Origin of the sequence: Thermodesulfatator indicus DSM 15286 (genome assembly GCF_000217795.1) — a bacterium.
GTDB classification, from domain to species: domain Bacteria; phylum Desulfobacterota; class Thermodesulfobacteria; order Thermodesulfobacteriales; family Thermodesulfatatoraceae; genus Thermodesulfatator; species Thermodesulfatator indicus.
Window position 1 is genome coordinate 632,281 of the sequence record NC_015681.1, and the last position, 23,190, is coordinate 655,470.

General features: G+C 43.1%; 20 protein-coding genes. 5 read left to right on the forward strand and 15 right to left on the reverse strand.

Annotated elements, in window-relative coordinates:
- Nucleotides 1-104: 104 nt before the first annotated feature.
- The 3 genes from pdxA to THEIN_RS03015 are packed head-to-tail and all read right to left on the reverse strand — an operon-like array spanning nucleotide 105 to nucleotide 3,113.
- Nucleotides 105-1,058: a 4-hydroxythreonine-4-phosphate dehydrogenase PdxA gene (pdxA, locus tag THEIN_RS03005; protein ID WP_013907222.1), complete on the reverse strand. Its 954-nt coding sequence runs from the start codon at nucleotides 1,056-1,058 to the stop codon at nucleotides 105-107.
- Nucleotides 1,051-1,980 (reverse strand): radical SAM protein, encoded by a 930-nt coding sequence (locus tag THEIN_RS03010; protein WP_013907223.1) that lies wholly within the window; start codon nucleotides 1,978-1,980, stop codon nucleotides 1,051-1,053. The genes pdxA and THEIN_RS03010 overlap by 8 nt, the downstream gene beginning before the upstream one ends.
- A complete protein-coding gene (locus THEIN_RS03015) occupies nucleotides 1,980-3,113 on the reverse strand; it encodes a 3-deoxy-7-phosphoheptulonate synthase (protein WP_013907224.1) in 1,134 nt (377 codons plus the stop codon). The genes THEIN_RS03010 and THEIN_RS03015 overlap by 1 nt, the downstream gene beginning before the upstream one ends.
- A 571-nt stretch (nucleotides 3,114-3,684) precedes the next feature.
- On the opposite strand from THEIN_RS03015, the gene THEIN_RS03020 reads away from it, so the two are divergent.
- The 3 genes from THEIN_RS03020 (at nucleotide 3,685) to rfaE1 (ending at nucleotide 6,591) form a co-directional block, all read left to right on the forward strand.
- The gene (locus THEIN_RS03020; RefSeq protein WP_013907225.1) at nucleotides 3,685-4,515 is read left to right on the forward strand and encodes a mechanosensitive ion channel family protein; all 831 of its coding nucleotides are present in this window, start codon (nucleotides 3,685-3,687) and stop codon (nucleotides 4,513-4,515) included.
- A gap of 98 nt (nucleotides 4,516-4,613) precedes the next feature.
- A complete protein-coding gene (gene recA / locus THEIN_RS03025; RefSeq protein ID WP_013907226.1) occupies nucleotides 4,614-5,651 on the forward strand; it encodes a recombinase RecA in 1,038 nt (345 codons plus the stop codon).
- The gene (gene rfaE1, locus THEIN_RS03030) at nucleotides 5,641-6,591 is read left to right on the forward strand and encodes a D-glycero-beta-D-manno-heptose-7-phosphate kinase (RefSeq protein ID WP_013907227.1); all 951 of its coding nucleotides are present in this window, start codon (nucleotides 5,641-5,643) and stop codon (nucleotides 6,589-6,591) included. The genes recA and rfaE1 overlap by 11 nt, the downstream gene beginning before the upstream one ends.
- Here the strand turns inward: rfaE1 and THEIN_RS03035 are convergent.
- The 8 genes from THEIN_RS03035 to THEIN_RS03070 form a co-directional block, all read right to left on the reverse strand.
- Nucleotides 6,588-7,502: an AEC family transporter gene (locus THEIN_RS03035; RefSeq protein WP_013907228.1), complete on the reverse strand. Its 915-nt coding sequence runs from the start codon at nucleotides 7,500-7,502 to the stop codon at nucleotides 6,588-6,590. The genes rfaE1 and THEIN_RS03035 overlap by 4 nt on opposite strands.
- A 37-nt stretch (nucleotides 7,503-7,539) precedes the next feature.
- Complete coding sequence (bamA, locus tag THEIN_RS03040) at nucleotides 7,540-10,107, reverse strand: outer membrane protein assembly factor BamA (RefSeq protein WP_169311143.1); 2,568 nt, start codon at nucleotides 10,105-10,107, stop codon at nucleotides 7,540-7,542.
- A 56-nt stretch (nucleotides 10,108-10,163) separates the two neighbouring features.
- Nucleotides 10,164-10,880, reverse strand: coding sequence for an ABC transporter ATP-binding protein (locus THEIN_RS03045; protein ID WP_013907230.1), 717 nt, complete (start codon nucleotides 10,878-10,880; stop codon nucleotides 10,164-10,166).
- Complete coding sequence (locus tag THEIN_RS03050) at nucleotides 10,873-12,147, reverse strand: ABC transporter permease (protein WP_013907231.1); 1,275 nt, start codon at nucleotides 12,145-12,147, stop codon at nucleotides 10,873-10,875. Before THEIN_RS03050 ends, THEIN_RS03045 begins: the two co-directional genes overlap by 8 nt.
- Nucleotides 12,144-13,637, reverse strand: a complete 1,494-nt coding sequence (gene lysS / locus THEIN_RS03055; RefSeq protein WP_013907232.1) for a lysine--tRNA ligase — start codon at nucleotides 13,635-13,637, stop codon at nucleotides 12,144-12,146. Before lysS ends, THEIN_RS03050 begins: the two co-directional genes overlap by 4 nt.
- A gap of 69 nt (nucleotides 13,638-13,706) precedes the next feature.
- Nucleotides 13,707-15,218: an ATP-dependent helicase gene (locus tag THEIN_RS03060; protein ID WP_013907233.1), complete on the reverse strand. Its 1,512-nt coding sequence runs from the start codon at nucleotides 15,216-15,218 to the stop codon at nucleotides 13,707-13,709.
- A 50-nt stretch (nucleotides 15,219-15,268) separates the two neighbouring features.
- On the reverse strand, nucleotides 15,269-16,186 hold the full coding sequence (locus THEIN_RS03065; protein ID WP_013907234.1) for an HDOD domain-containing protein: 918 nt from the start codon (nucleotides 16,184-16,186) through the stop codon (nucleotides 15,269-15,271).
- Nucleotides 16,187-16,231: 45 nt separating this feature from the next.
- The gene (locus THEIN_RS03070; RefSeq protein ID WP_013907235.1) at nucleotides 16,232-16,702 is read right to left on the reverse strand and encodes a DUF488 domain-containing protein; all 471 of its coding nucleotides are present in this window, start codon (nucleotides 16,700-16,702) and stop codon (nucleotides 16,232-16,234) included.
- A gap of 46 nt (nucleotides 16,703-16,748) precedes the next feature.
- Between THEIN_RS03070 and THEIN_RS11910 the strand changes: the two genes are divergently transcribed.
- Together THEIN_RS11910 and THEIN_RS03075 are read left to right on the forward strand one after the other, a co-directional pair.
- A complete protein-coding gene (locus THEIN_RS11910) occupies nucleotides 16,749-16,967 on the forward strand; it encodes an FmdB family zinc ribbon protein (protein WP_013907236.1) in 219 nt (72 codons plus the stop codon).
- A 29-nt stretch (nucleotides 16,968-16,996) separates the two neighbouring features.
- A complete protein-coding gene (locus THEIN_RS03075; protein WP_013907237.1) occupies nucleotides 16,997-17,605 on the forward strand; it encodes a DedA family protein in 609 nt (202 codons plus the stop codon).
- Here THEIN_RS03075 and THEIN_RS03080 read toward each other — a convergent pair.
- From THEIN_RS03080 to THEIN_RS03095, 4 genes are read right to left on the reverse strand one after another with little or no spacing between them, the layout of a single operon-like run.
- A complete protein-coding gene (locus THEIN_RS03080) occupies nucleotides 17,602-18,153 on the reverse strand; it encodes a PD-(D/E)XK nuclease family protein (protein ID WP_013907238.1) in 552 nt (183 codons plus the stop codon). The genes THEIN_RS03075 and THEIN_RS03080 overlap by 4 nt on opposite strands.
- Nucleotides 18,143-20,617 (reverse strand): UvrD-helicase domain-containing protein, encoded by a 2,475-nt coding sequence (locus THEIN_RS03085; RefSeq protein WP_013907239.1) that lies wholly within the window; start codon nucleotides 20,615-20,617, stop codon nucleotides 18,143-18,145. Before THEIN_RS03085 ends, THEIN_RS03080 begins: the two co-directional genes overlap by 11 nt.
- Nucleotides 20,610-22,025 (reverse strand): DUF4139 domain-containing protein, encoded by a 1,416-nt coding sequence (locus tag THEIN_RS03090; protein ID WP_013907240.1) that lies wholly within the window; start codon nucleotides 22,023-22,025, stop codon nucleotides 20,610-20,612. Before THEIN_RS03090 ends, THEIN_RS03085 begins: the two co-directional genes overlap by 8 nt.
- Before the next feature lie 58 nt (nucleotides 22,026-22,083).
- Nucleotides 22,084-23,190, reverse strand: a complete 1,107-nt coding sequence (locus tag THEIN_RS03095; protein WP_013907241.1) for a radical SAM protein — start codon at nucleotides 23,188-23,190, stop codon at nucleotides 22,084-22,086.

Consider the following 23,190-nt stretch of genomic DNA (forward strand, 5'->3'; position numbering starts at 1 on the left):
GTTACGAGAGACTGCTTCGGACTTTATTGCGAGCAAAGCGAAGCAATCACCCCCCGCATGACCGGAATTGTCGCCTGTTCAATGCCCCATTGATACATAAAAATTTACTGAGCAATTCTGTTTTTAGCCATGCGATAGGAGAGCTTTATGGCTGCTACTAGGCTATCTTCTTTAGCCAGACCTTTCCCGGCTATGTCGTAAGCGGTGCCGTGGTCAACCGAAGTTCGAACTATGGGGAGCCCCAGAGTCAGATTAACCCCGTCTTCAAAGTGTAGAAGTTTAAAAGGTATAAGCCCCTGGTCGTGATAAAGGGAGACTACCAAATCAAAATGTCCGTTTATGGCCCGGTAAAATAGGCTGTCAGCGGGATAAGGGCCAGAGAGGGGTAAGCCCTCTTCTTTTGCTTTTTTAACCGCGGGCTCTAAGATGCGAGCCTCTTCGTCTCCAAAAAGGCCACCCTCGCCAGCGTGGGGATTTAGAGCCGCAATTGCCAGGCGAGGATTTTTAATGGCTAGGTCTTCTCGCAAAAAGTTATAAGCCAGACGAGTAACCTTCAAAATAGCCTCTATTGAAAGCAGTTCAGGCACTTTACTTAAAGGTTCGTGAATGGTTACAAGGACTATTTTTAACTTTTCCCCGTAAAAGGCCATGGCGTATTCTTTAGTGTTGGTAAGGGCGGCAAGCATTTCCGTGTGCCCGGGGTAAGGTTCGCCAGCAAGTTTTAAAGCGGTTTTGCTTATCGGACAGGTCACCAGGCCATTTAATTCACCGTTTAGGCACATTTTTAGGCCTTCTTTTATATAACGCACCATGGCCTTGGCAGTTTCAAGATTGGGCTTACCAGGAGTGTATTCGTCAAGCGAAGAAAGAGAAATAATTTGATTTTTATTAGGATAGGGGAGACGCAGGCGACGGGCCACTTCATTTAAAATAACTTTGTCCCCAAGAATGAAAAGCTCAAGGTCTTCAGGCCAGGATTTAGCCAGGGCCTTCAAGCAAATTTCCGGCCCCACTCCTGCCGGGCAACCCATCGTTACGCCAAGTTTAACTTTAGGCATAGTAAAAAATCTGGTTTTGGTGGCGTTTAGTTTTTGCCCGTCCCTTTTTTACTAGTTCTTCAAGCACTGATAGGGTAGCTTTAAAGTCACAGGAGAGAGCCTCGGCAATTTCTGAAGAAGGGGCAGGCCTACGGCTTATAAGCGCTAAAATTTCTTCTGCGCTTGGCTTACGCTTGCCGCTTTTTTCTTTCAGGGCCTCCCGGGTAATAACTTCTACCTCTCCCTTAAAAAGGGAAGCTATTTCTCGCAATTTATTTAACGGGAGGGCTTTAGCCTGACGATAGGCCGGAGGCCTATCCACTGAGTTTAGCTGAATTTTATCGGGAGAAATGTCTATTACTGTTTCGGCTAGGGCCCTGATTTCTTCTTCGTGGTCATTCACACCCGCTACTAACATGATCTCAAGCCATATCTCACCGGCAAATTCTTCTCTGAATTTTTTAAGACCTTCAATAATTTTTGAGGCGCAAAGCCCCTTTACCGGTTTATTTAATTTTTGAAAAATTTCTTCGTTAACGGCATCAAGAGAAGGGAGCACCAAATCGGCATTTAGCAAAGCTTTACGAACTTCTTTCCGCCAGAGAAGAGACGAGTTAGTAAGCACACAAATAGGACGGTCGGTAAGCTCTTTGGCAAAAATAATCAGTTCTTCTAACTCGGCGTGAAGAGTGGGCTCGCCTGAACCTGCAAAAGTAAGCACTTCAAAGCAAAGATTCTCATCAGCAAGCCTTTCTTGCAGGGCCTTTTTTATTTCTTCGGTAGGTCGGTAAAGGCGACGTTCAATAGTATGAACTTTGGTAGGCCCGATCTCACAATAAAGGCAATCAAAAGAGCATACCTTGGGGACAAGGGGATCCACCCCCAGAGATAATCCCAATCTCCTTGACTTTACCGGCCCAAAAACTACACTTGCTGGCCGCATTACGGTTTAGGAGCCATATTTTGAAAATTACAGCGGGCCACGATGTTTTTCATGTCAAGGTAGGCCTCTCGAGCTCGGTTAATATAATCGAGGAAGCAAGGAATTTCTTCAAGAAAAAGGGCCTGCGGGCCGTCACATAGGGCGCGATGCGGATCCGGATGAAATTCCACAAGCACCATATTGGCTCCGGATATCACTCCTTGAGCGGCTACATGGTAAATGTCTTTTATGCCGTCAGGAGCAGCCACTCTTGAACCTATAGGATGAGACGGATCAACGCAAACGGGAAGACGGGTGAGCCTTTTGATTACCGGCACATGCCCGAAATCAACCAGGTTACGGTGAGGATCTCCAAGATGAGTTCTTACCCCACGCAGGCAGAAGATAATATTGTGATTCCCCTCGCTGGCAATGTATTCACAGGCGTTTAAGCTTTCTTCTATGGTAAGCCCCATGCCTCGCTTGTAAAGAACTGGGAACTCTTGCTGATTGCCTACGGCCTTTAAAAGCTCAAAATTCTGGGCATTACGCGTCCCTATTTGAAGCATCACCCCTGTGGGATGGCCTGCTTTTTCTAGTTCTTCCCAGATTTCGTCTATATGATGCGGTGAAAGGACTTCCATAGCGATTATAGCGATATTGTATTTCCCAGCCAGTTCAAAAAGCCAGGGGAGACATTCTCTGCCATGACCTTGAAAGTCGTAAGGAGAAGTCCTCGGTTTATAAGCCCCCATGCGCGCTGTGCGCACCCCGGCTTCATTCATGGCCTTAAAAATGGCCTCTACATTTTCTTTGGTGTCAGCCGCACAAAGGCCCATGAACACGTGGAAGGAATCCTGGTCAAAGTGAAGACCTTTATAATCAAACCCTACAGGTTCTAAATCACCGTGGCGCCCAATCTGACGATACTTGGCCGAGACTCTGACTACCTTTTCAACTCCGGGTAAACTTTGAAGCAGCTCTACAGGAAGATCGTAATCTTCTCCAATAAGGTGGATTTCTATAACTTTACGTGTAACTCCCTGATATTCAGCTACTAAAGTCTTAATCCCCTTAAGCTCTGAAAGATATTTCATTAAAAATTTAAACTCCGGAGTTTCCTGGGTAATTTCGGGTTTAAGAATAATAATCATTCAAATCCACCTCCTAAAAACTTTAAAAAGCATTGTACCCCTCATTTTGAGCTTTGCAATTTTTAGAAATTTTAAATTTATTTACAGAGACCTTTGCACATAGATTGAGATTACTTCGCTACTTCGTGGCCCGCAATGACCCTGCTGGGCCACTTCGTCGGCCCTGCGGGGCTCCTCGTAAATATGAGTGAAAAGTAAAAATTGTTTACCACCAGCTATCAGCCATCTACCACTCAGTCACTGCGAGCGGAACGAAGCAGTCTCAGAGATTACTTCGTCGGCGCTACGCGCCTACTCGTAATGACCAGGTTGGGCCACTTCGTCGGCAATACTGGTATCCTCGCGTGTATAAGTAAGTGAGAAGTGACAATTATTTACCATCAGCCACCAGCCATCGGCCATCTGCTATTTTGTCACTGCGAGCCCGTACGGGCGAAGCAGTCTCTTAAATATAGCATTATTTTGTAAAGGTCTCTTAATAGAATTTTAAAAAGCTTATAGAATTTAAAAAGCTTGCATTTTTTTAACAAATAGATATTATAATCCAAAAATATTTTAAAGGAGGGTAACGATGGAGGTGGGTATGGTTTCTAGTATATGGATTTATCTTCTATCTATTGCTCCTCAAGTGCTTGGCGCTATTGTAATTCTTATCGTGGGGATTTGGCTTTCCAAACGCATTGCCAACATTTGTGAAAAATTACTTAAAAAAAGAGAAGTTGATATAACTCTTAGCCGGTTTTTGCGCGGGTTAATTTATTATGCCCTGGTAATCTTGGTTCTGATTGCGGCGGCTGGTCAGCTTGGTATAAATACCATGTCTTTTCTTACGGTCCTCGGTGCTTTAGGTTTAGCTGTTGGCTTGGCCCTTAAGGATTCTCTTTCAAACATTGCTGCTGGGGTGATGCTTCTCATTTTTCGTCCATTTAGGGTAGGAGATGCCGTCACCGTAGCTGGCGTTACGGGTGGAGTCCAATTGATTGGGCTTTTTAATACTATTCTTCACACCCCTGATAACCAGAAAATTATTGTGCCTAACGCCAAAATTTTGGGTGATATTATCACTAACATCACCGCCAATGATACCAGACGCATTGACCTGGTAGTAGGCATTAGTTACGAAGATGACATAGACAAGGCCAAGGCCCTACTCTGGGAAATGGCGGCTAAAGACCCGCGTATCTTGAAAGACCCGGCCACTACGGTAGCCGTGGCCGAGCTGGCCGACAGTTCTGTCAATTTGGTGTTTAGGCCCTGGGTAAAAACAAGTGATTACTGGGCCGTAAGGTTTGACCTCATTGAACAGATTAAAAAGACCTTTGACCAGGAAGGCATTAGCATTCCTTACCCACAACAGGATGTGCATCTCTTTGTAGAAAAGTCTCCAAAAACTCCCCAATAAATTTCCAAAAGGCCCGTGCTTCGCGGGCCTTTTCCCATAAGTTTATTTTTTTTAAAAACCGTTTAAAATAGGCTTAAATCCATTTAAAGGAGTTTTTTATGGCCCAAGTTGATAAGAAAAAGGCCATTGAAGCGGCTATTTCTCAAATTGAACGACAATTCGGCCGGGGTGCCGTTATGCGCCTTGGGGAGTCCCCTAAGATTAGAGATGTAGCGGCCATTCCTTCAGGTTCTATTGGTCTTGATATCGCCACCGGAATTGGAGGTATTCCTAAAGGTCGTATTACCGAAATTTTCGGCCCCGAGTCCTCTGGTAAAACTACGCTGGCCCTCCATGTAATCGCCGAAGCCCAGAAAGGCGGAGGCACGGCCGCTTTTATCGACGCCGAGCATGCCCTTGACGTACATTACGCCCAAAAGCTTGGCGTAAACGTAGATGACCTCCTAGTCTCCCAGCCTGATACCGGAGAGCAGGCCTTAGAGATTGCTGAAGTCCTGGCGAGAAGTGGCGGGGTTGATGTAATTGTAATTGACTCCGTAGCGGCCCTTGTGCCTCAAGCAGAGATAGAAGGCGCAATGGACGAAACACAGGTAGGCCTTCAAGCCCGTCTTATGTCAAAGGCTATGCGGAAACTAACCGCTGCTATCTCCAAAACCGGCACCGCCGTAATTTTCATAAACCAGATTCGTATGAAAATTGGTATGGGTGGTTATGGTAATCCTGAGACCACTCCTGGGGGTAATGCCCTTAAGTTTTATGCCAGCCTGCGTCTGGATATCCGCCGTATCGGCACTATCAAAGAGGCCAATGAACCTATTGGCAACCGGGTGCGGGTGAAAGTGGTCAAAAATAAAATGGCTCCTCCTTTTAAAGAAGCCGAGTTCGATATCTATTACGGCGAAGGGATTTCCAAGCTTACGGAAATTCTGGATCTGGGTGTAAAAATGGGGCTTATTGATAAAAGTGGAGCCTGGTACTCCTACCAGGGAGACCGTTTAGGCCAGGGGCGTGAAAACGTAAAGCGCACCTTTCTTGAAAAACCAGAATTAGTAGCTGAACTGGAAAGCAAGATAAGAGAGTTAGCCGGGCTGGCAAACACTGAAACCTCTGAAACCAAAGAGGCCCATGCCAAATAACTCCCTCAAAGACTACTGCTTTCTGGTTGTAGGCGATGTCATGCTTGACCGCTACTTCTGGGGAGAGGTGGAAAGGATCTCTCCAGAGGCACCAGTTCCAGTCTTTGCTCTCAAATCTATCACTATGTCCCTTGGTGGTGCAGCCAATGTCGCCAATAACTTAAGGGGGCTGGGGACCAGGGTAGAACTGGCCGGAGTAGTGGGGCAAGACAGTGAAGCCCAAGAATTTTTAAGTCTTGCCCAAGAAAAAAAGATAGGCACTAAGGCTATTATCCGAGATAGAGGCCGCCCTACTACGGTTAAAACACGCGTTATAGCCAGTTCGCAACAACTTCTCCGTATTGACGCCGAAAATACCGATACCCTTTCTGAAGAAAGCCTGGCCCTACTTAAAGAAGAAATAAAAGCATTGCTCCCCAAAATAAATGCCTTAATTCTTTCCGACTATGCCAAGGGTATTCTCTCTTCAGGAGAATTTTGTAAATGGCTTATTGAGAGAGCTAAAGAATTATCAATTCCCGTCATGGTTGATCCTAAAGGCCTTTTCTGGCGGCGTTACGAGGGAGCCACCTGCATTACTCCCAATCTTAAAGAACTCAAGGAAATCGCCAAAGAAGAGGGCCTTTATAGTTCTGATATGGCGAAGATTTGTGAACACTTAATCCGCAAATATGATCTTTCTTTTATGTTGGTAACTCTTGGACCAGAAGGTATGTACCTTCATCATCCTGAAATCAAGAGGCGTTTTCCGGCTAAGGCCCGTGAGGTTTACGATGTTTCAGGGGCAGGAGACACGGTTATAGCCACTCTTACCGCCTTTTATGCAGCTGGCTATCCTTTGGAGAAGGTGGTCAATATTGCGAACCAGGCCGCGGGCATAGTGGTTGGGAAAGTAGGCACCCAGCCTATCTTGTGGGACGAGCTCAAGCCTTTTCTTTAGGCAGGAATCAAAATTACTATCAGCTTATAAATTATCGGGAGCGTTAAGAAAGAAAAAATTATACCCAGCCCCACTAGCGAAGAAGCTAAATTAGGGCGCAAGCCGGCAATAGCAGCCATAGCCCCGGCTACTACCATAGGGGGCATGGCTGCTTCTAAAAGAGCAACCTGGACGGGAAGCCCTTTAAAACCCAAAAAATGGCAACTCAAAATAAATATTATCGGCGTAATTAATAATCTTATGATCAGTCCTGTAGCAAACGGTAGCAAATCATTAACTGGCATTTTTATTTCCAGCTGAAAACCTATTGACACCAAAACTACCGGTACTAGAGAAGCGGCTGTTATCTTAAAAAAGCTATCTAACCAGAGAGGATAACCAAGGTCCTTAAAAATTAAGGCGAGGATCAGGGCTATAAATGGGGGAAAAGAAATAACCTTACGGACAGCATCTTTAAGTGTTGGCCTGTGACCAGGAGCGTAAAGTGACAAAATTAAAGTACCATAAGTGGTGAGGGCTAAGAAAGAACCGAGCTGGTCATAAAGCACAGCAAAAGGTATTCCTTGAGAACCAAAAAACTGCTCGACCATAGGAATACCTAAAAAAGCGGTATTTCCCAAAGGAGTAAGCAGAAGCAAAGCCCCTGTGGTCTCTCGGTCAAAGCGAAACAAAAAAGACAATACCAGTACCAAGGTAGCGGAAACCAATACTACCAACCAGGGGAGTATTACAGGAACTAATAAATGCGTTGAAAACTGAATTTTAGGAACCTGTACAAAAATAAGGGCTGGAAGAGCAATGTAAATAACATATAAGTTGAGGGCTAGAGCCGTATCTTTAGGAAAGTCAGACAAACGCTTTAAGGAAAAACCTGCTATTAATATTAACAAAAAGGGTATAACCTTTTCCATGAGGCATTCCTTTATTTCCTAGGCTCAGAAAAAGATATTAAAAGACTCCGCCGATACGGAAATTCCAGTTGCTTTTCTCTTCGCCGGGCTTGGTGTCTATGTTAAAGCCCCATTCTATGCGCATGGGCCCCAGGGGAGAAAGCCAGCGAAGACCAAAGCCAACGGATTTTCTTAAGTCAGAGAATCGATAGCCTGTATCCGGGTCCCAAGCATTTCCCATATCAAAAAACACTACCCCTTTAAGACCCATACTTTTTACCAGTGGGAAAATAGCCTCTGTCTGTACAAAAAACATTTGCTCACCACCAATACGCTCACCGGTGGCAGGGTCAATGGGGCTTATATCTCCGTAGCGATATCCTCTAACTGAGTCAAGCCCTCCCAGATAGAACTTTTTAAAGACCGGTAGTTTCCCTCCACTTCCTTCGGTTATGTAACCTGCCCCCACTCGAATATGGCCTACTAGATCTTTAAAAAGCGGGTGATAGAAACTAAAATTAGCCGTTATCTTTTCGTAAGCGCTGTCTCCACCTAAAAAGCCCCCAGCGTGTTCGTAAAAAATAGAAGTCAATGACCCTCGAGAAGGATCAAAAAAATGGTTCCTTGAATCTCTAGTAACTCCTAATTCAATAGAACTGGTAATGTGAATGTCTGCTGACTCTCTAATAATGGCCGAAGTGTACTCAGAATAGTCTGTAAGATTTGAGTCATCGTATTGATAACCAAAGTGGAAACGAATATCTGGCCGCCATAAATAACCTATGTTAATGCCAAAGCCCTGGCTTTTGCGAGTATAATCATCGTATTCTCTAGTCCAATCATAGGCATTAAGCCCTAAAGAAAATTTGCTGTCGCGGAAATAAGGATCCGTAAAAGAAAGCTTGTAGCGTGTAGTTCTAGAGCTGAAATAACCTTGCAAAGCAAGAGTCTGCCCTTTGCCCAGGAAATTGCGTTGTGAAATTTCTGACGTGAAAACAAATTTATCTACAGAAGAATAGCCGGCTCCTATGCTAAAGGTACCAGTAGGTTGTTCTTTGACCTTAACTTTTATGTTCATCTGGTCTTCTTTGACGCCTTTTTCTGTACTTATGCGCACGTCTTCAAAGTATCCCAGACGTCTAAGACGGTTTTCACTTTTACGAAGCCTGGTGGCACTAAAAGGTCGCTGTTCTACGATGAGAAGCTCTCTTCTTATAACATTGTCTCGTGTGCGGGTATTTCCGGTAATTTCTATACGGTTCACGTAAACAAGAGGACCTTTATCTACTTTAAAAATTACATCTACTTGATGTTTTTTAAGATCACGGCGGATAATAGGTTCAACTCTCGCGTAAGCATACCCTTTATCAGCAAAAAGGTCTGTAATCTTCAAAATATCTCGCCGTAAGGCCTCACGGCTAAAGTACTTCTTTTTGGGCAATTCTAGTTTTTTGAGAATGAATTCTTTATCTTTGAAGAGGTCCTGCTTTATGTCCACCTGCCCCACAGTGTAACGTGGCCCCTCTTCAATGGGAATGGTTATATAAACCCACTCACCCTTACGTTTTATGCGGGGCTCACCCACTTTAACGTCTATGTAGCCGTGATTTTGGTAAAAAGCCACGATCTTGGGCAAACTCCGATAAAGCCCCCCATAACTGTAAACACCAGGTGGAATACCTCCGGTAAAAAACGTCTTTATCTTTTTTAGCCAGGAAAAATGTCCCTTTTCACTTACTTCAAGAAGTTTTTTAAGGTCATTATCAGAAAAGGCCTTATTGCCTTCAAAAGTGATTTTCTTGATATAAATCTTTTTACCTTCTTTTATTTTAAAGATGACTTCTACTTCTCGAGGATTAAGTTTTTTAACCTGAGTTTGTACCTTGGTGTCATAGAACCCTTTTTCTTTGTAAAAGAGTTTTATTTTTTCTGCAGCTTCGTCTATTTTGCGAAGATTCAAAATTGAAGACGTTTTAAGCTCGGTGATCTTTTGTAAATCTTTCTCTTTAATAGCCTTATTGCCTTGATAAACTATACGTTTTACTACTGGCTTTTCACGTACAATATATGTAACCACCAGGCCTTCTTTCGTTTGTTCTACATCTACCTTAACGTCGTCGAAATAACCCAGTTTATAGATATTTTTTATGTCTTCTCTTATTTTTTGGGGATCAAAAATATCCCCTGCTTTTAAGGAAAGTACCGGATAAATGGCATCGGCATCCATGCGTATATTGCCTTTAATTTTCACCTCAGCCACTATTTGTTGGCGAAGAAGGGTTTTTTCAATGAGATTAACCGTCTTTTGCGTTAACTCTTTAAGCTCTGTTATCTTTCCTTCGGAATAAAGACGTTTGGGGTATGGACTTCCGCAATTATAGACTTTCAAATCAAGGCTTACCTGACCGGCAATATACGTAAGCGAGCCAGAAACAACTGCGGAAACAGGAAATTTCTTACAATAAAAATTAAAGTCATGCTTGGCTTCTTCAGAAAAAAGAACTTTAAAGCCTCTATTTTCTAAGGAATCTCTGAGAAGATGGTTAATCTTTAAAAGCTTTTCCTGGTAATTTTTAGGAGCATTTATCTTCAAAGGTAAAAAAAGAAGAGTCTTTTTTTCAGCCAAAGCCTTATCAAGGCCTAGGCAACTCAAAAAAAACAAAATTGATAACAAAAATAAAGTTACTTTTTTAAAGTCCAAGGCCATGGTTCATCCTTTGGTAGTTCAATAATTTTTCTGTTACTCAAACCAAAAACCCGGTCCATTTTGGCTGCTAGCTCTGGATTATGGGTAACTACCACTAAGGTGGTAGCATGGGCTTGGTTAATGTACAAAAAAAGATCAACTATTCCCTGAGCCGTCTTTACATCCAGATTACCAGTAGGTTCATCAGCTAAAAGTACCGGAGGGTTTAAAACCAAGGCTCGGGCAATAGCTACTCTCTGCCTTTCCCCGCCAGAAAGTTCAGATACACGATGAGTTAGTCTATGCGAAAGACCAACCTTTTCAAGAATGGCTTCGGCAAGCTCTCGTGCTTCTTTAGTAGGCCTTCCTTCAATCAAAGCAGGGAGCATAGTGTTCTCGAGAGCATTAAACTCTGGCAATAAATGATGGAATTGGAAAACAAAACCCAGTTTTTTATTTCTAAAACGAGAAAGCTCTAGATCAGGGAGAGAAAAAACATCAACACCGAAGTGAAGCACCTGGCCACTGTCCGGACGGTCAAGAGTTCCTATGATGTGAAGCAAAGTCGTTTTTCCCACCCCTGAAGCCCCTACAATAGCCACTTTTTCACCAGCAAGTATTTCAAGGTCTGCACCTTTTAAAACCTCTACTCTCCCCAGACCTGAGCCGTAAACTTTGGTAAGATTTTTGGCCTCAATAGCCAGCTTAGTCATAACGCAGGACCTCAGCTGGAGGAAGTTTGGCCGCCTGCCGTGCAGGATAAACCGTGGCCAAAAGGGCCAGGAAAATGGCTGAAATGGAAATTAAAGAAATATCAAAAAAATCTACCAGTACGGGGAGCGTTTCTACAAAATATACATCTCCAGGGAGTTTAATAATAGGATAACGGTCAATGAAGAAACAGAGGGAAAGTCCCGAGAGGACTCCCAGGATAATCCCCGAAAGCCCAAGTAAAAACCCGGTTAACATAAAAATTTTAAGGATAGAACGATCAGACGCCCCGATAGTTTTTAAAATGGCAATATCCGCTTTCTTTTCTCCAACGAGCATAATCAGGGCAGCCACAATATTAAAGGCCGCTACCACGATGATAAGGGTCAAAATGATAAACATAGCTGCTTTTTCAAGCTTGAGAGCAGAAAACAGGCTAGCATTCATAGTGCGCCAATCAATCACCCAATAAGGGAATCCAAGCTTTTTAGCTACTAATTTAGAAAATTCTCCGGCGTAAAAAGGGTCAGTTATACGGACCTCTATGTTGGAAACGCCTTTTGTATCAGCCAGGTTTTGAGCAAGTCCTAAAGGAATAAAAGCCAGAGAAGAATCAAATTCATAAAGCCCGGTTTCAAAAATACCTCCAACCGTTAAAGTTTTCATCTTGGGCAGAAACCCCACTACCGTCGCCCGACCCTGAGGAAGAATAACAGTAACTTTGTCTCCCTTAGTTAAATCAAGGTTTTTGGCAAGACGCCAGCCTAAAATAATTACAGGTGCGTCTCCTTTAAGCTCGAGAAAACTGCCCTGCTTGAGTTTAATTTTCTTAAAAAATTTATTCGCCTCTTTTCCTGGAACCCCCCTAAGAATAACTCCAGACTGGCCTTCTCCTGCAGAAAGCATACCCTGGAGAATCACCGAGGGTAAAACATCTTCGACTTTTACCTCGCCTTTGCCTCGCAAACGGCCAAGCCAATAGAAAATACCTTGCTTTTTAAGGCTCATGCCTTTAATCTCTTGCATAACTTGCTGGTAGTTAGTGATAGGCCCCCCCATCTTTTGAACGATAACGTGGGCGTTAATGCCAAGAAGTTTATCACGCAACTCTTTCTGAAACCCTGACATCACCGAAATAACTACAATCAGGGCGCAAACACCTATAGCCACCCCAAGGATGGCCATCCCCGAAATAAAGGAAGTGAACCGGTGTTTCTTACGAGAAAGCAGATACCTAAAGGCAATGTACCATTCAAAACGGCTTATCATTTTTGCTCTGGCCTGAGATGAGGAAAAAGGATAACCTCCCTTATTGAGGGTGAATCAGTAAAAAGCATAACTACCCTATCAATACCAATTCCTTCTCCAGCAGCTGGGGGCATGCCATATTCCAGAGCCCGAATAAAATCTTCGTCTATCTCTGGGTGAATCTCCGGATCATCCTTTAAGCGGCGTTTAATTTGCTCTTCAAAGCGTGCCCGTTGATCCCGAGGGTCATTAAGTTCAGAGAAGGCGTTGGCTATCTCTCGCCCGGCAATAAATAACTCAAAGCGGTCGGCTACGCTTGGGTCTTTTTCATTACGCCTGGCAAGAGGTGAAATATCTACTGGGAAAGCAATGATAAAAGTAGGTTGAATAAGCTCAGGTTCAACCAGGGCGTCAAAGAGTTTGGCCCAAAGTTTACCCAGCACAGGCTCACGTTCATCAATCTTTATTTCTTTTTCTCGGGCAAAAGCAATAACTTTTTCGCGATCATCAAGGACTTCTTCAGGCACACCACCAATATCTATCAAGGCCTGTTTGAAGGGAATTTTAGGCCAAGGAGGAGTAAAATCTATTTCCTGGCCCTGATAAACGATTTTTGTATCACCTTTTAACTCACGGGCTAGACCTACAAATATTTCTTCCGTGCGAGTCATCAGGTCTTCATAAGTGGCATAGGCCTCATAAAACTCTAGCATAGTAAATTCAGGATTGTGTTGAATGGATATACCCTCATTTCGGAAATTGCGATTAAGCTCAAAGACTCTCTCAAAACCTCCCACCAAGAGGCGCTTTAAATAAAGTTCTGGGGCAATGCGGAGATAAAGTTCTCTTTCAAGGGCGTGGTGATAGGTTTTAAAAGGTCTAGCCGTAGCTCCCCCAGGAATTGGCTGCATCATCGGGGTTTCTACTTCAAGGAACCCCTGAGAAGAAAAATAACGCCTAAAATACTCAACGATTCGGGTACGAGTACGAAAAATCTCCCTTACCCGCTCATTCATAATAAGATCCAGGTAACGGCGACGATAGCGAAGTTCAACGTCCTGAAGACCGTGGTATTTTTCAGGCAGAGGCCTTAAGGCTTTGGTTACCAGCACTACCTCTTTGGCCAGGATAGTTAACTCACCGGTTTTAGTTTTAAAAAGAGAGCCTTCTACCCCGATTATGTCGCCCAGGTCAAAATATTTTTTGAAAAGCTTAAATTTTTCTGCTCCTAGTTCGTCTCTCTTAATGAAAACCTGTATGCGGCCAGTCTCATCTTGAATATGGATAAACATGGCCTTACCAAAATCGCGACGAGCCATAAGACGCCCAGCCACTTTGAACGTGGCCTCAAGTTTCTCAAGCTCCTCTGGCTGGTAATCTCCAAATATTTCTTTTATTGCACCGGCTTTGTCTTCAGGCTTGAACTGGTTTGGAAAAAGGGGGACACCCTGAGACTCAAGCTCTTCGGCCTTTTCACGTCTTACTTTTAATACCTGGCTTTCCTCGCTCACAAAAAACCTCCGTTACTCTTTGTTGAGGCGAAAGATAACGCCCTTATTAAATCTCGCAAAGGGGCAAATTTAGCCAAATAGTTTTTTCTGGCGGGCCTTAGGTTTAGTTTTGGAAGACTTTTCTTTTATGGGCAGTGTTTCAAAAAAAGGGCTCACTTTTCCTGAAAGCTTGTGGCCATAAAGAAAGCGACCTGTTTTAACCTGAGTAAAGTAAAAGCTCTCCTGAGCCCGGGTTACGGCTACATAAGCTACGCGCTTTTCCTCTGCTAGGTCGTAATCTTCCAAAAGGGTAAACGGAAGAAGACCATCTTCAGCCCCAACAAGAATTACAACCTTGAACTCAAGACCTTTGGCCTCATGAATAGTAAGAAGAGGTACCCCGTCTTTTCTTATAGAAATACTCGCAAAGGTTTTTAGCATCTCTAGACGAAACAAAAAGCCTTCTAAAGATTGACTTTCTAGCCAGGCCTCCTTTACTGAAGAAGGACCTTCAGCCAGATATGCCTCTAACTCTTTTAAGCTCTTAATACTTTTAGCTATATCGCTTAGGCTCTCAATAGCAGAAATTTCTTCTTTCAAGTTTTCTGAAGGCACTTGAAAAGGGATACCAAACTTAATAAAGGCCTCTTTTATCGGATTGAGTAAGGTTCGTACCCTTGATAAGATCGCTATTTCAGGAGGAGCAAGCCCTCTTTGGCTGGCCTCCATCTGGAGACCACCTAACAATTCGCTAACTAACTTGGCCACTCCTTTGGCCTCATTAAATGGCTTGTTAAAAGAAAGCCCTAAACGATTTCCACCCTTTTGCACAGCCTCAAGAGGCTCTAAAGGGAAACCTTGAGTTTCTCTAAGAGTCTCCGCAAAGTTAAGGACCTTTTCCGGTACCCGATAGCTTTTTTTGAGAAAATATATTTGAGGGGCAAGATAATCTACAAATTCTTTTATTACTTGGGGACAGGCCCCACGAAAACCGTATATAGCCTGGGCAGGATCACCTACCAGAAAAAATTCGGCCTTGGTAAAAGTTTTTAAAAACGAAGTAAGCTCCGGGTTAAGGTCCTGAAATTCGTCTATCAAAAGATAAACCTTTTCTTGTTGTAGATAATGCCCCGTAGCTTCTTTTAACAAGAGAGAAAAATCGTAAAGACCATGTAATTTTAAGGCCTCTTCCCAGAGAGAACGATAATGGTTTTCGCCTTTATCTAAGGCCTTTCTAAAATCCTTGAGGGAAAGGCCCTTACGCTTAGAAAGGTCTCTCGCTAAGGCCTTTAATTCTTCTTCTGTGGCCAAACGCGGCTTAATGCCTTTTGCTTTTAAAAGATCGTAGGCAAGGGCGTGAAAGGTATCTACCTTTACTCCTTTGATACCTATTGAGGCCAGCCTTTCTTTTAATTCCTGTGTGGTTTTAATAGTAAAGGTAAGAATTAAAACTTTCTCAGGATCAATCCCTTGTTCAAGCAAATGAATGGCTTTGGCTAAAAGAACTCTAGTTTTACCGGCTCCAGGACCAGCTACAACTAAAGTATTGCCTTTGGCCTTAACCGCTTGCTCCTGATACTGATCAAGAGAGATTGACGTCATAGGGGCATTTTAAACCAAGTGGAAAGGCAACGAAACAGCACCTAGGAATTCTAAATGGCCTGTTTCCAGGCCTCTTTTATGCTTTCTTTTACAAACAGTAGATGTTCAACAATGGTTTGATAAAGCTCTTCGTCAAGACCTAGCTTTTTGAGTAAAGGAGAAGGATCTTCTTTAGGCGCTCCGGGGAGTTCAGCAAGTTTTAATTGATGAGATATCAAATCTGCCAGTTTTATAACGGCTGGTTCGAAAAGAAACTTGCCTTTGTAAAAGGGATTATGATGAAATCTAGCCACTTTTATAAACTTTTCTGGAAGTCCCCAGCGTTGAAGGAGCCAACGCCCAATCCAAGTATGAGCCAGCCCAGCTTCAAGTTCAATGGCTAAAAGGGATTTTTCGCTATTTTCCTGAATAACAAGAATTTCTTCAAACTGATCAGGAAAAAGATGAAGGGTCGCCAATCTTCCTATATCGTGTAAAAGCCCAAGAGTAAAAAACAAGTCTTCATCTTCGGCATCTAACGATTGGGCAATTACTCTAGCCGTAATACCTGTAGCAATAGAATGGATCCAAAATTCGTGTACATCGAAATTTCTTATATTTTTGAGGGTTTTGAATACGCTAAAAACACAAATGCTAAAGGCTATCTCGCTAACTTCGCGCACCCCTAAAAACATGATAGCCCTGTCAAGGGTAGTTATCTCTTTTTGAGTAGAAATGTACGCTGAATTAGCTACTGAAAGAATTTTAGCGGTAATGGCTTGGTCATACCTGATAACACCTTCAAGTTCGGCAATGTCTGGATCCCCTGAGAGAAGTTCAAGTAAACGGTAGGCAATATCTGGTAAAGTTGGGAGTTTTTTGGCTTCAATTATCTTATTTTGGGGAGTACGTAGGGGTATCATATCAATGACCTCGGCTTGAGAGGAAGCTTCTTGCTGGTTTAAATTTTTTACCTGCATTTCTGGCATAAAATTCCTCCTTGGTACAAACATCGGAAAAGAATTCCAAAAACTTTAAATTAGCCCGAGAAGTTTTTGGGATATCCAAATTTGGCTATCATCAATGATATGAATAACGCCAATACCCTTTTCAGAGAGCTTACGGCTGATAAACCGTCGGTGGCAACGCCAGGGGAATTTTTCCGCACAAATAATAACGCTAGTGTCTCCTTCAATTAAGGCTAAAAGTCTATTTAAGCCTTCGGCAAAATCCTCAGTTTGCATATATTTTTCATAACCTTCACGCCTAAAACCACCAAGCTCTTTGCCAAGCCATACGTAATAAAAGCCTTCCTCTGCTAGTTTTTTAGAAAGAATTTCCTGATTAAAGTGGGGGAACCGCCGACTTTTAGGGAACGACCGCACATCAATCACCTGTTTTATTTTGTACTTTTTGAGTATCCTCAAAAACTCGTCGAAACTTCTGGTAGAGGTCCCAAGGGTATATACTACTTTTTTACTAGGTTCTTGTCTTTGCTCAGGCATGGTTTATCTTTGTAGCTGACCATAAATATTTAAAGGAGGTCAACACATGCCGATATATGAATTTGTTTGCAAGGACTGTCGCCATATATTTGAAAGCCTTTGCTTTACTTCTCGTGACATAGAAAGTGTAAGGTGTAAACGCTGTGGCAGCAAAAACGTAAGTAAATTAGTTTCTACTTTTAGTAGTCGAGTAGGAAGTTCGTCATCTTTTGGTGGAGGTTTTAGTAGCGGAAGTTCATGTGGCGGGCTGGGAGGATTTTCCTGAGCCTAGTTTAAACTGCAGGTAGCAGCAAAATGCTTGAAAAAATAGTCTCCTTTATCTTGCAAACCACGTCTCAGCTTGGTTATCCAGGAATTATTTTATTGATGGCCCTTGAGTCATCATTTTTCCCTTTTCCCAGTGAAGTAATCATTCCCCCGGCCGCCTATCTAGCGGCCAAGGGGGAATTCAATATTTGGTTGGTTATTGCCTCGGGGATTCTGGGAAGTCTTTTAGGGGCTTGGTTTAACTACTTCCTGGCCATGCGCCTAGGAAGACCAGCCCTTCAGCTACTCATATTGCGTTACGGGAAATTCTTCTTTTTACCGCCAGATACACTTTTACGTATGGAAAAATTCTTTGCTGAACACGGGCACATAAGTACTTTTGTGGGGCGCCTTATTCCTGGTGTTCGCCAGTACATAAGCCTTCCTGCAGGTCTTGGCCGCATGAATCTGGCCCTTTTTTCTTTTTACACAGGTCTTGGAGCAGGAATATGGGTATGTATTCTTGCGGCGGCAGGTTATCTAATAGGGGCCAACGAAGCCCTTTTAAAAGAGTGGCTACACCGCAGCTCAGCCTTTTTAATTCTATTTTCCGTAATGCTAGTAACTCTTTATGTCTATTTCAAACGCAGACGTTAAAGTAAGGGTTTTTGTTTAAGGCTATCTACGTCTAAAAAAGACGGTTCTTCCAAATAAAAGAGGAATCCCTTGGGCCTTTGGCCGAAAATGTGGGTAAGAATTTTTTGATAAAGGTTGACTTGTTCCTTGTGCGCCCGGCGGCGACCGCCAAGTTTGTATTCAATGACCACTGGGCCTTCCCTGGTTATCACCAGACGGTCAATCCGGTGAAGCATACCTGTTTTATCTTGCACTTCGATTTCTTTAAAAACTTCAACTCCTTCTTCGAAATAAGGTTTCACTTCTTCAAGTAATAGGGCCTTAGTTAATATTTTTCCGAGTTGTTTTTCCGTTTCAGAAAAATCCTCCCTAAAACGAGGATCAAAAAGGGCCAAGGCCCTTTTTAGAGCCTTTTTAACAAAAGATGATACCTCTTTGCGCTGGTATCCTTTAGGCAAAGAGGGCAAAAAATAAAGGGCCTGATGGGCAATTTCACCGTAGCTTATTTCCCGACTTCGTTCTCCCAAAAGCTCAAGATCGTAGCGGCGCACCCTCAGATTAAGACGCATTTCTAAACCCCAATTCGTTTAAAAAGGTTCTTACGATATCTCCTGTACCGAACTGTTCTCTTGGAGCCTTTTTTTCAGGTACAAAAACGAAGAGCTCCTCTTTGGCCCGGGTAAAAGCCACGTAAAGAAGATTTAAATTTTCCAAGGCCTGAGCCGCTCTTTCACGTAAAATCTTTTCTTTTACGGGCTGAGGATAAGGTTTTTGTACGTAGGCCAAGGTCCCCTCTTCAAGGGAAACAAGCTTTGAAGTCTTAATTTCCCAATGAATAAAGGGGAGAAACACAACGTCAAACTCAAGGCCTTTGGCTGCGTGAATGGTCAAAACACGCACAGCAGCAACCTCTTCCGGAAGCCCCAAACGCTCTTCGGGAGCCTTTTCTTCCCAGTGTTCAAGAAAAGAAGAAAGCCCTGCTCCCTCTTGTTCAAAAGCTAAGACCAGAGATAAAAACCGGTGTAAAAAGGCCTCCTCAGCAGGAAAACGCTCGTAAACTTTAAAAAGAAACATTATTTCGCGTACCAAATCATAAGGGGAAAGAAAACCCGCCTTGGCCAGCAATGGTTCAAGATAGTTTTTAAAGCCTTCTTTATCAAATTCTGCACAAGAGTCTTTTAGACAGCCTTTTTTACCAGCCTCTAGCCAAAATTCTTCTGGAAGATTTAAAAAACCTTTGGCCACAGGGCTCCTCAAAAAACCCGCAAGGGCCACGTTATCATAAGGATAGTCTAGAAAAGAAAGGAGCGAAATTAAAGCCTTAATCACGGGAGAACTGGTAAGGCGTAAGGCATTTTCAGTCACCGCGGGGATACCCATTTCAAAAAGAAGGCAGGCCATATCTTCAGCCTGGTTGTTAGTGCGCACCAAAATGGCCAGACTTTTTTGGCCAATAAGAGAACGTTTTTCTTGCAAAATGTCTTTCAACTTTTCTTTTAAAGCTTCTTCTTGGGCCTGGCGTGTATCACCCTCATAAAAGATAATTTTCACCTGGCCGCCTGGCTTTTTTTCGGGAAGTTTTTGGTTTGCCCGAGAAAAGGTGTTACAAATAAATTTGGCCAGTTCCTCAGCGTGCGAACTGGCCAAGTTCCTTCGTTTACGGTCTTCTTCTGGATGAAGCATTTTAAAGGCAATGTTTCGAGCGTGTTTTTCTTCAGCAAGGAGCTCAAAAAAACTGTTATTAAAGGACACCAGCGCCTCTTTAGCGCGCCAGTTAAAAGGTAGGGGTTCATCTATTAACTCAGCAGGTAGTTCCTGAGGCACCAGATTAAAAAGCCTAGGATCGCCTCCTCGCCAAACATAAATGGCTTGTTTTATGTCACCCACGTAAGTTAAGGTGCCCCCCTGGCTCAAAGCCTCTTCTACCAATGGTTTTAAGGCAGACCACTGTTGCTGGCTGGTATCCTGAAATTCGTCTATCAAAAAATGTCTAAATCTGGACCCAAGTTTACAGTAAACGAGGGGGACTCCTTCTTCGCGCAAGAATTTTTCTACTAATTCTATCCAGCCACCGCCGTGAATGAGGCCTTCTTGGCGGCGCAAACGTTCAAGTTCATTTTTTAGTTTCTCGTATAAACGGGCATAAGGTATAAGCCTTACGATGGCCCGCGCCAAAAGATATTCTTCAAGCCTTTCTTTAAATTCCGTATAGCGTTTTTCAACTTTTTCAGGGATAAAACGGCTTTTAAATAATTCTCTGGCATAATCTTTATGAAACGGAGTAGCGTTAAAGTGGCCAAGGGGGTCGAGGAATTTTTCTTCCCAGGAAGAATACCTGAAAACGAGCCCCTCCTCTTGAACCACGGCTAAAAAGTCCTTGGCAGCCTGTTCAACACTTTGGGCCAGTTCTTCAAGAAGGTAATCTTCTTTTACTCCAGCAAGGGATTTGCCTTTTAGTTCGTAGCGAAAGAGATCGAGTAAGGTTTTACGAATAGACTTTTCCGGGTTAAAGCCGCTTCTGGTTTCTATCTCTAGGAAAGTCAAAAGCACTTCACGAAAAACATTGCGAATATCACTTTCTCCTTCGCGTAAGGAAAGAAGTAAACGGTCGTAGGCCCTGGCTAAGAGGATATCTTCTTTCAATTCGGCCTCAAGGTCTGGCCTAAGGCCTGCCTCAAGGGCCACTCCCCTCAAAATACTAAAAATCAAGGAATCGATGGTACGCACCTGGAGGTCGTTGAAGTTTTCAAAAATTATTTTTAGCCACTTATGAGCAACTTCAGGCGAAAGCTTAGTTTGGGAAGCAAGGCTTTTACCGTAAGAAGTTTCAAGGGCAATACTCTTTAAGGCCTTTATAAGCCGTTCTTTCATTTCAGCCGCAGCCTTGTTGGTAAAAGTGATAGCCACTATGGAACGCAAATTGGCCGGGCTCGGAGGAAGGCTAGCCAAAAGTTCAAGAAACCGGCTGGTGAGCCTATAAGTCTTTCCCGCTCCTGCAGAAGCCTCTATTCTCAAAATAAAAGGGCTATTCATCTTTCGGACGTTTAATTTCCACTCTAAGGATTATCTCTTGTTTTCCATTAGGAGGAAGATTAAAGCGCCATATAACCTTGCCATCAGGATGTTTTTCCTGCCAGGGAGGATTAGCCTGTGCTTTGATTTTTACTTCTTTTTTTCGGCTTATTGGCACTTTATCTATGATTTCCAGGTCAAAAGGCCTATCATAGTGGTTGATAAACACAGTTTTTACCTCGCGCAAGCGGGTCTTCTTACCGAAAAAGCTATCTCCTTTGACATCCTTTAGGACAACCCGTTTTATTTCAATAAGAGAGGCTGGCCCGAAATAAACTTTTTGACTTATACCGGGATTTAAGGGGCCGATTTCCCCCTCCCCTACGAGAGCTCCATCCAGGTAAAAACGGGCCTTTAATCGAGGAAAACTCCTGTCAGGAATTAGGTCCGCCCTGAAAAAGGCTTTATTTACCGCATAAACCGGTGCTTCTAAAAGGAATTTTTCAACTTTAAATGTTTCTTCACCCAGAGAAATAGCAGTTGGCTTACCTGAAGGTAAGTCAACATAAGAGACTGTTACCCTTTCCCAAATATTTCCTGGAGACTTTTCTCTTTTTATTTCTTTTACGGCCTCTACAGTCTTTCGTAAAAGGAGCTTAGGCCGAGGAGAAAATTCATCTACTATCCAGGGAGTAAAGGGAGGAGGTTTTAGCACAGCAAAATCTTCCCCACGGGGATAAAAGATTATCTTTACTCCAGGCCAAGAGTTACCGCTCTTTTGGGTAATTAAACCCATGGCCCTGAGAAAGAGTTCTTTATCCTGGGTATTTAGTAAACATTCATAATTTTCGCGCCAGGAGATGAGCTTTCCAGCAGGATAGCGCACTTGAAAGCTCCCCTGCCCTTTTACCTGAATTATTAACGCTGAGGTGTTAAGAGAAACTATTTGACTTTCAAGTTCTTTAAGCTGTTTTTTTAGTGTTTCTCTCTCTTTTTCTTTGGCAAGCTTAGCTATAAAAAGCTTTTTCCACACCTGGTGATAGCTTTCAAAAACCTGCGGGGAAGGCGTTTCTCTCTTTCCTTTTAAGGCGTCTTCAACCAGAGATATTTCTCGGTTCAAGGTCTCTATATCTCTTTCTAAGGCATCAAGTTTTTCTCTGAGTTTTTTTACATTAAGACTTAGAAGATCTTTTTTGGAAACTTTTTCAAGAGAAATGGAGATGAGCCTTAATCCCGAAGAGGCCCTAAAATTTATTTCCTCAGGTGAGACTTCTTTGGCCAGAATCAGACGGTTAAGCCCGGCTTTTAAAGGGAATTCTTCTACGATAAAAATTTTATGCTGGTAAATCTCTATTTCTTTTACTTTGGCTTTAGCAGAACTAGGCAGAATAATTATTATTAGAAAATAGACCCAAAAAAGCTTTTTCACGGCAGGCCTCTAAAATTTTATTAAAAAGAATAACCAGATTTATGGGGACAGGCAAACCCTAATAAGCCTCGGAAATAAGATGGCGATTACCGATATTGACTTTTTTGAGCCCGTATTTTTTGGCTATGGCCAGGGCCATTTCTACATGACGCCTAGAAGTAGTAGGAAGGTCATCGAGGTAAAAAGTAGGGTAATAAGCCAGAAGAGACCAAGGAATATCTTTTGATAGAGAAGAGATAAAGGACGCTATCTTTTCCAGTTCTTCTTCGTCGACATAGCCTGGCACAAGAAGAGTAGAAGCAACTAAGGCCGGAAGTTCAGGGCGACCCTCGGCCATCTCTGCTAACAAAGCAAAATTCTCCCAGGTTTGCTTATTAGAAACACCACAAAGGGCTTGATGAACTGTGACACTGGCGGCTTTAAGGTCGATTTTTATACAGCCACCAGACCCGAGAGAAAGCCTCATCATTTCCTTTATAACGCGGAAGTTTTCGGCACCATTGGTTTCCCAGCACACGCGAAAGATTTTTTCTTTTCTGAGTTCACGAGCCTTATCTGCCCAAAAAATAGCATGAAGGGCCTGAGGCCCTGGATCTCCTCCAAAAAAACATACACAAGAAACATGTTCTTTAAGGTCAGCAAACATATTGGCACTAGAAATCAGAGGGCCTCCCAGCCTACGGTTTCTAAAATGCCAGTTCTGGCAATAAAGACAATTAAAGTTACACGCCTCGTAGAAGACCGCTAGATTGGCGTAACCTCGCTCAGGGCCAGGCAAATAAGCAAAATGGGGATAACCAGCCCCAGTCCCGCCAGGACAAACAAAATCAGCCACACAATTGGTGGGTAAAGGATCAAGATACCAGGATACATAGGCCCCATCTCGCCCGGGACCTATTAATCGGCCTTGGCGGTTTTGCCATACACCACAATAACCGTATTCACCTTCTAGAATACGACATTTATGATGACACAAGTTACAAGGAAGCCCATCGGGGGCCTTAGGAGGGACTTCTGGAAGGCCAAAATCCTTTCTAGTAAGCCGATGTATTTTTTCTATTTCTCTGCCAATTTCAGGCCATTTTTCCCGAATACAGCGCACACAAAAACCGATTTTTGAAGAAATAGTGACAGATTCCCTTCCACAGGCACGACAAACACCCAT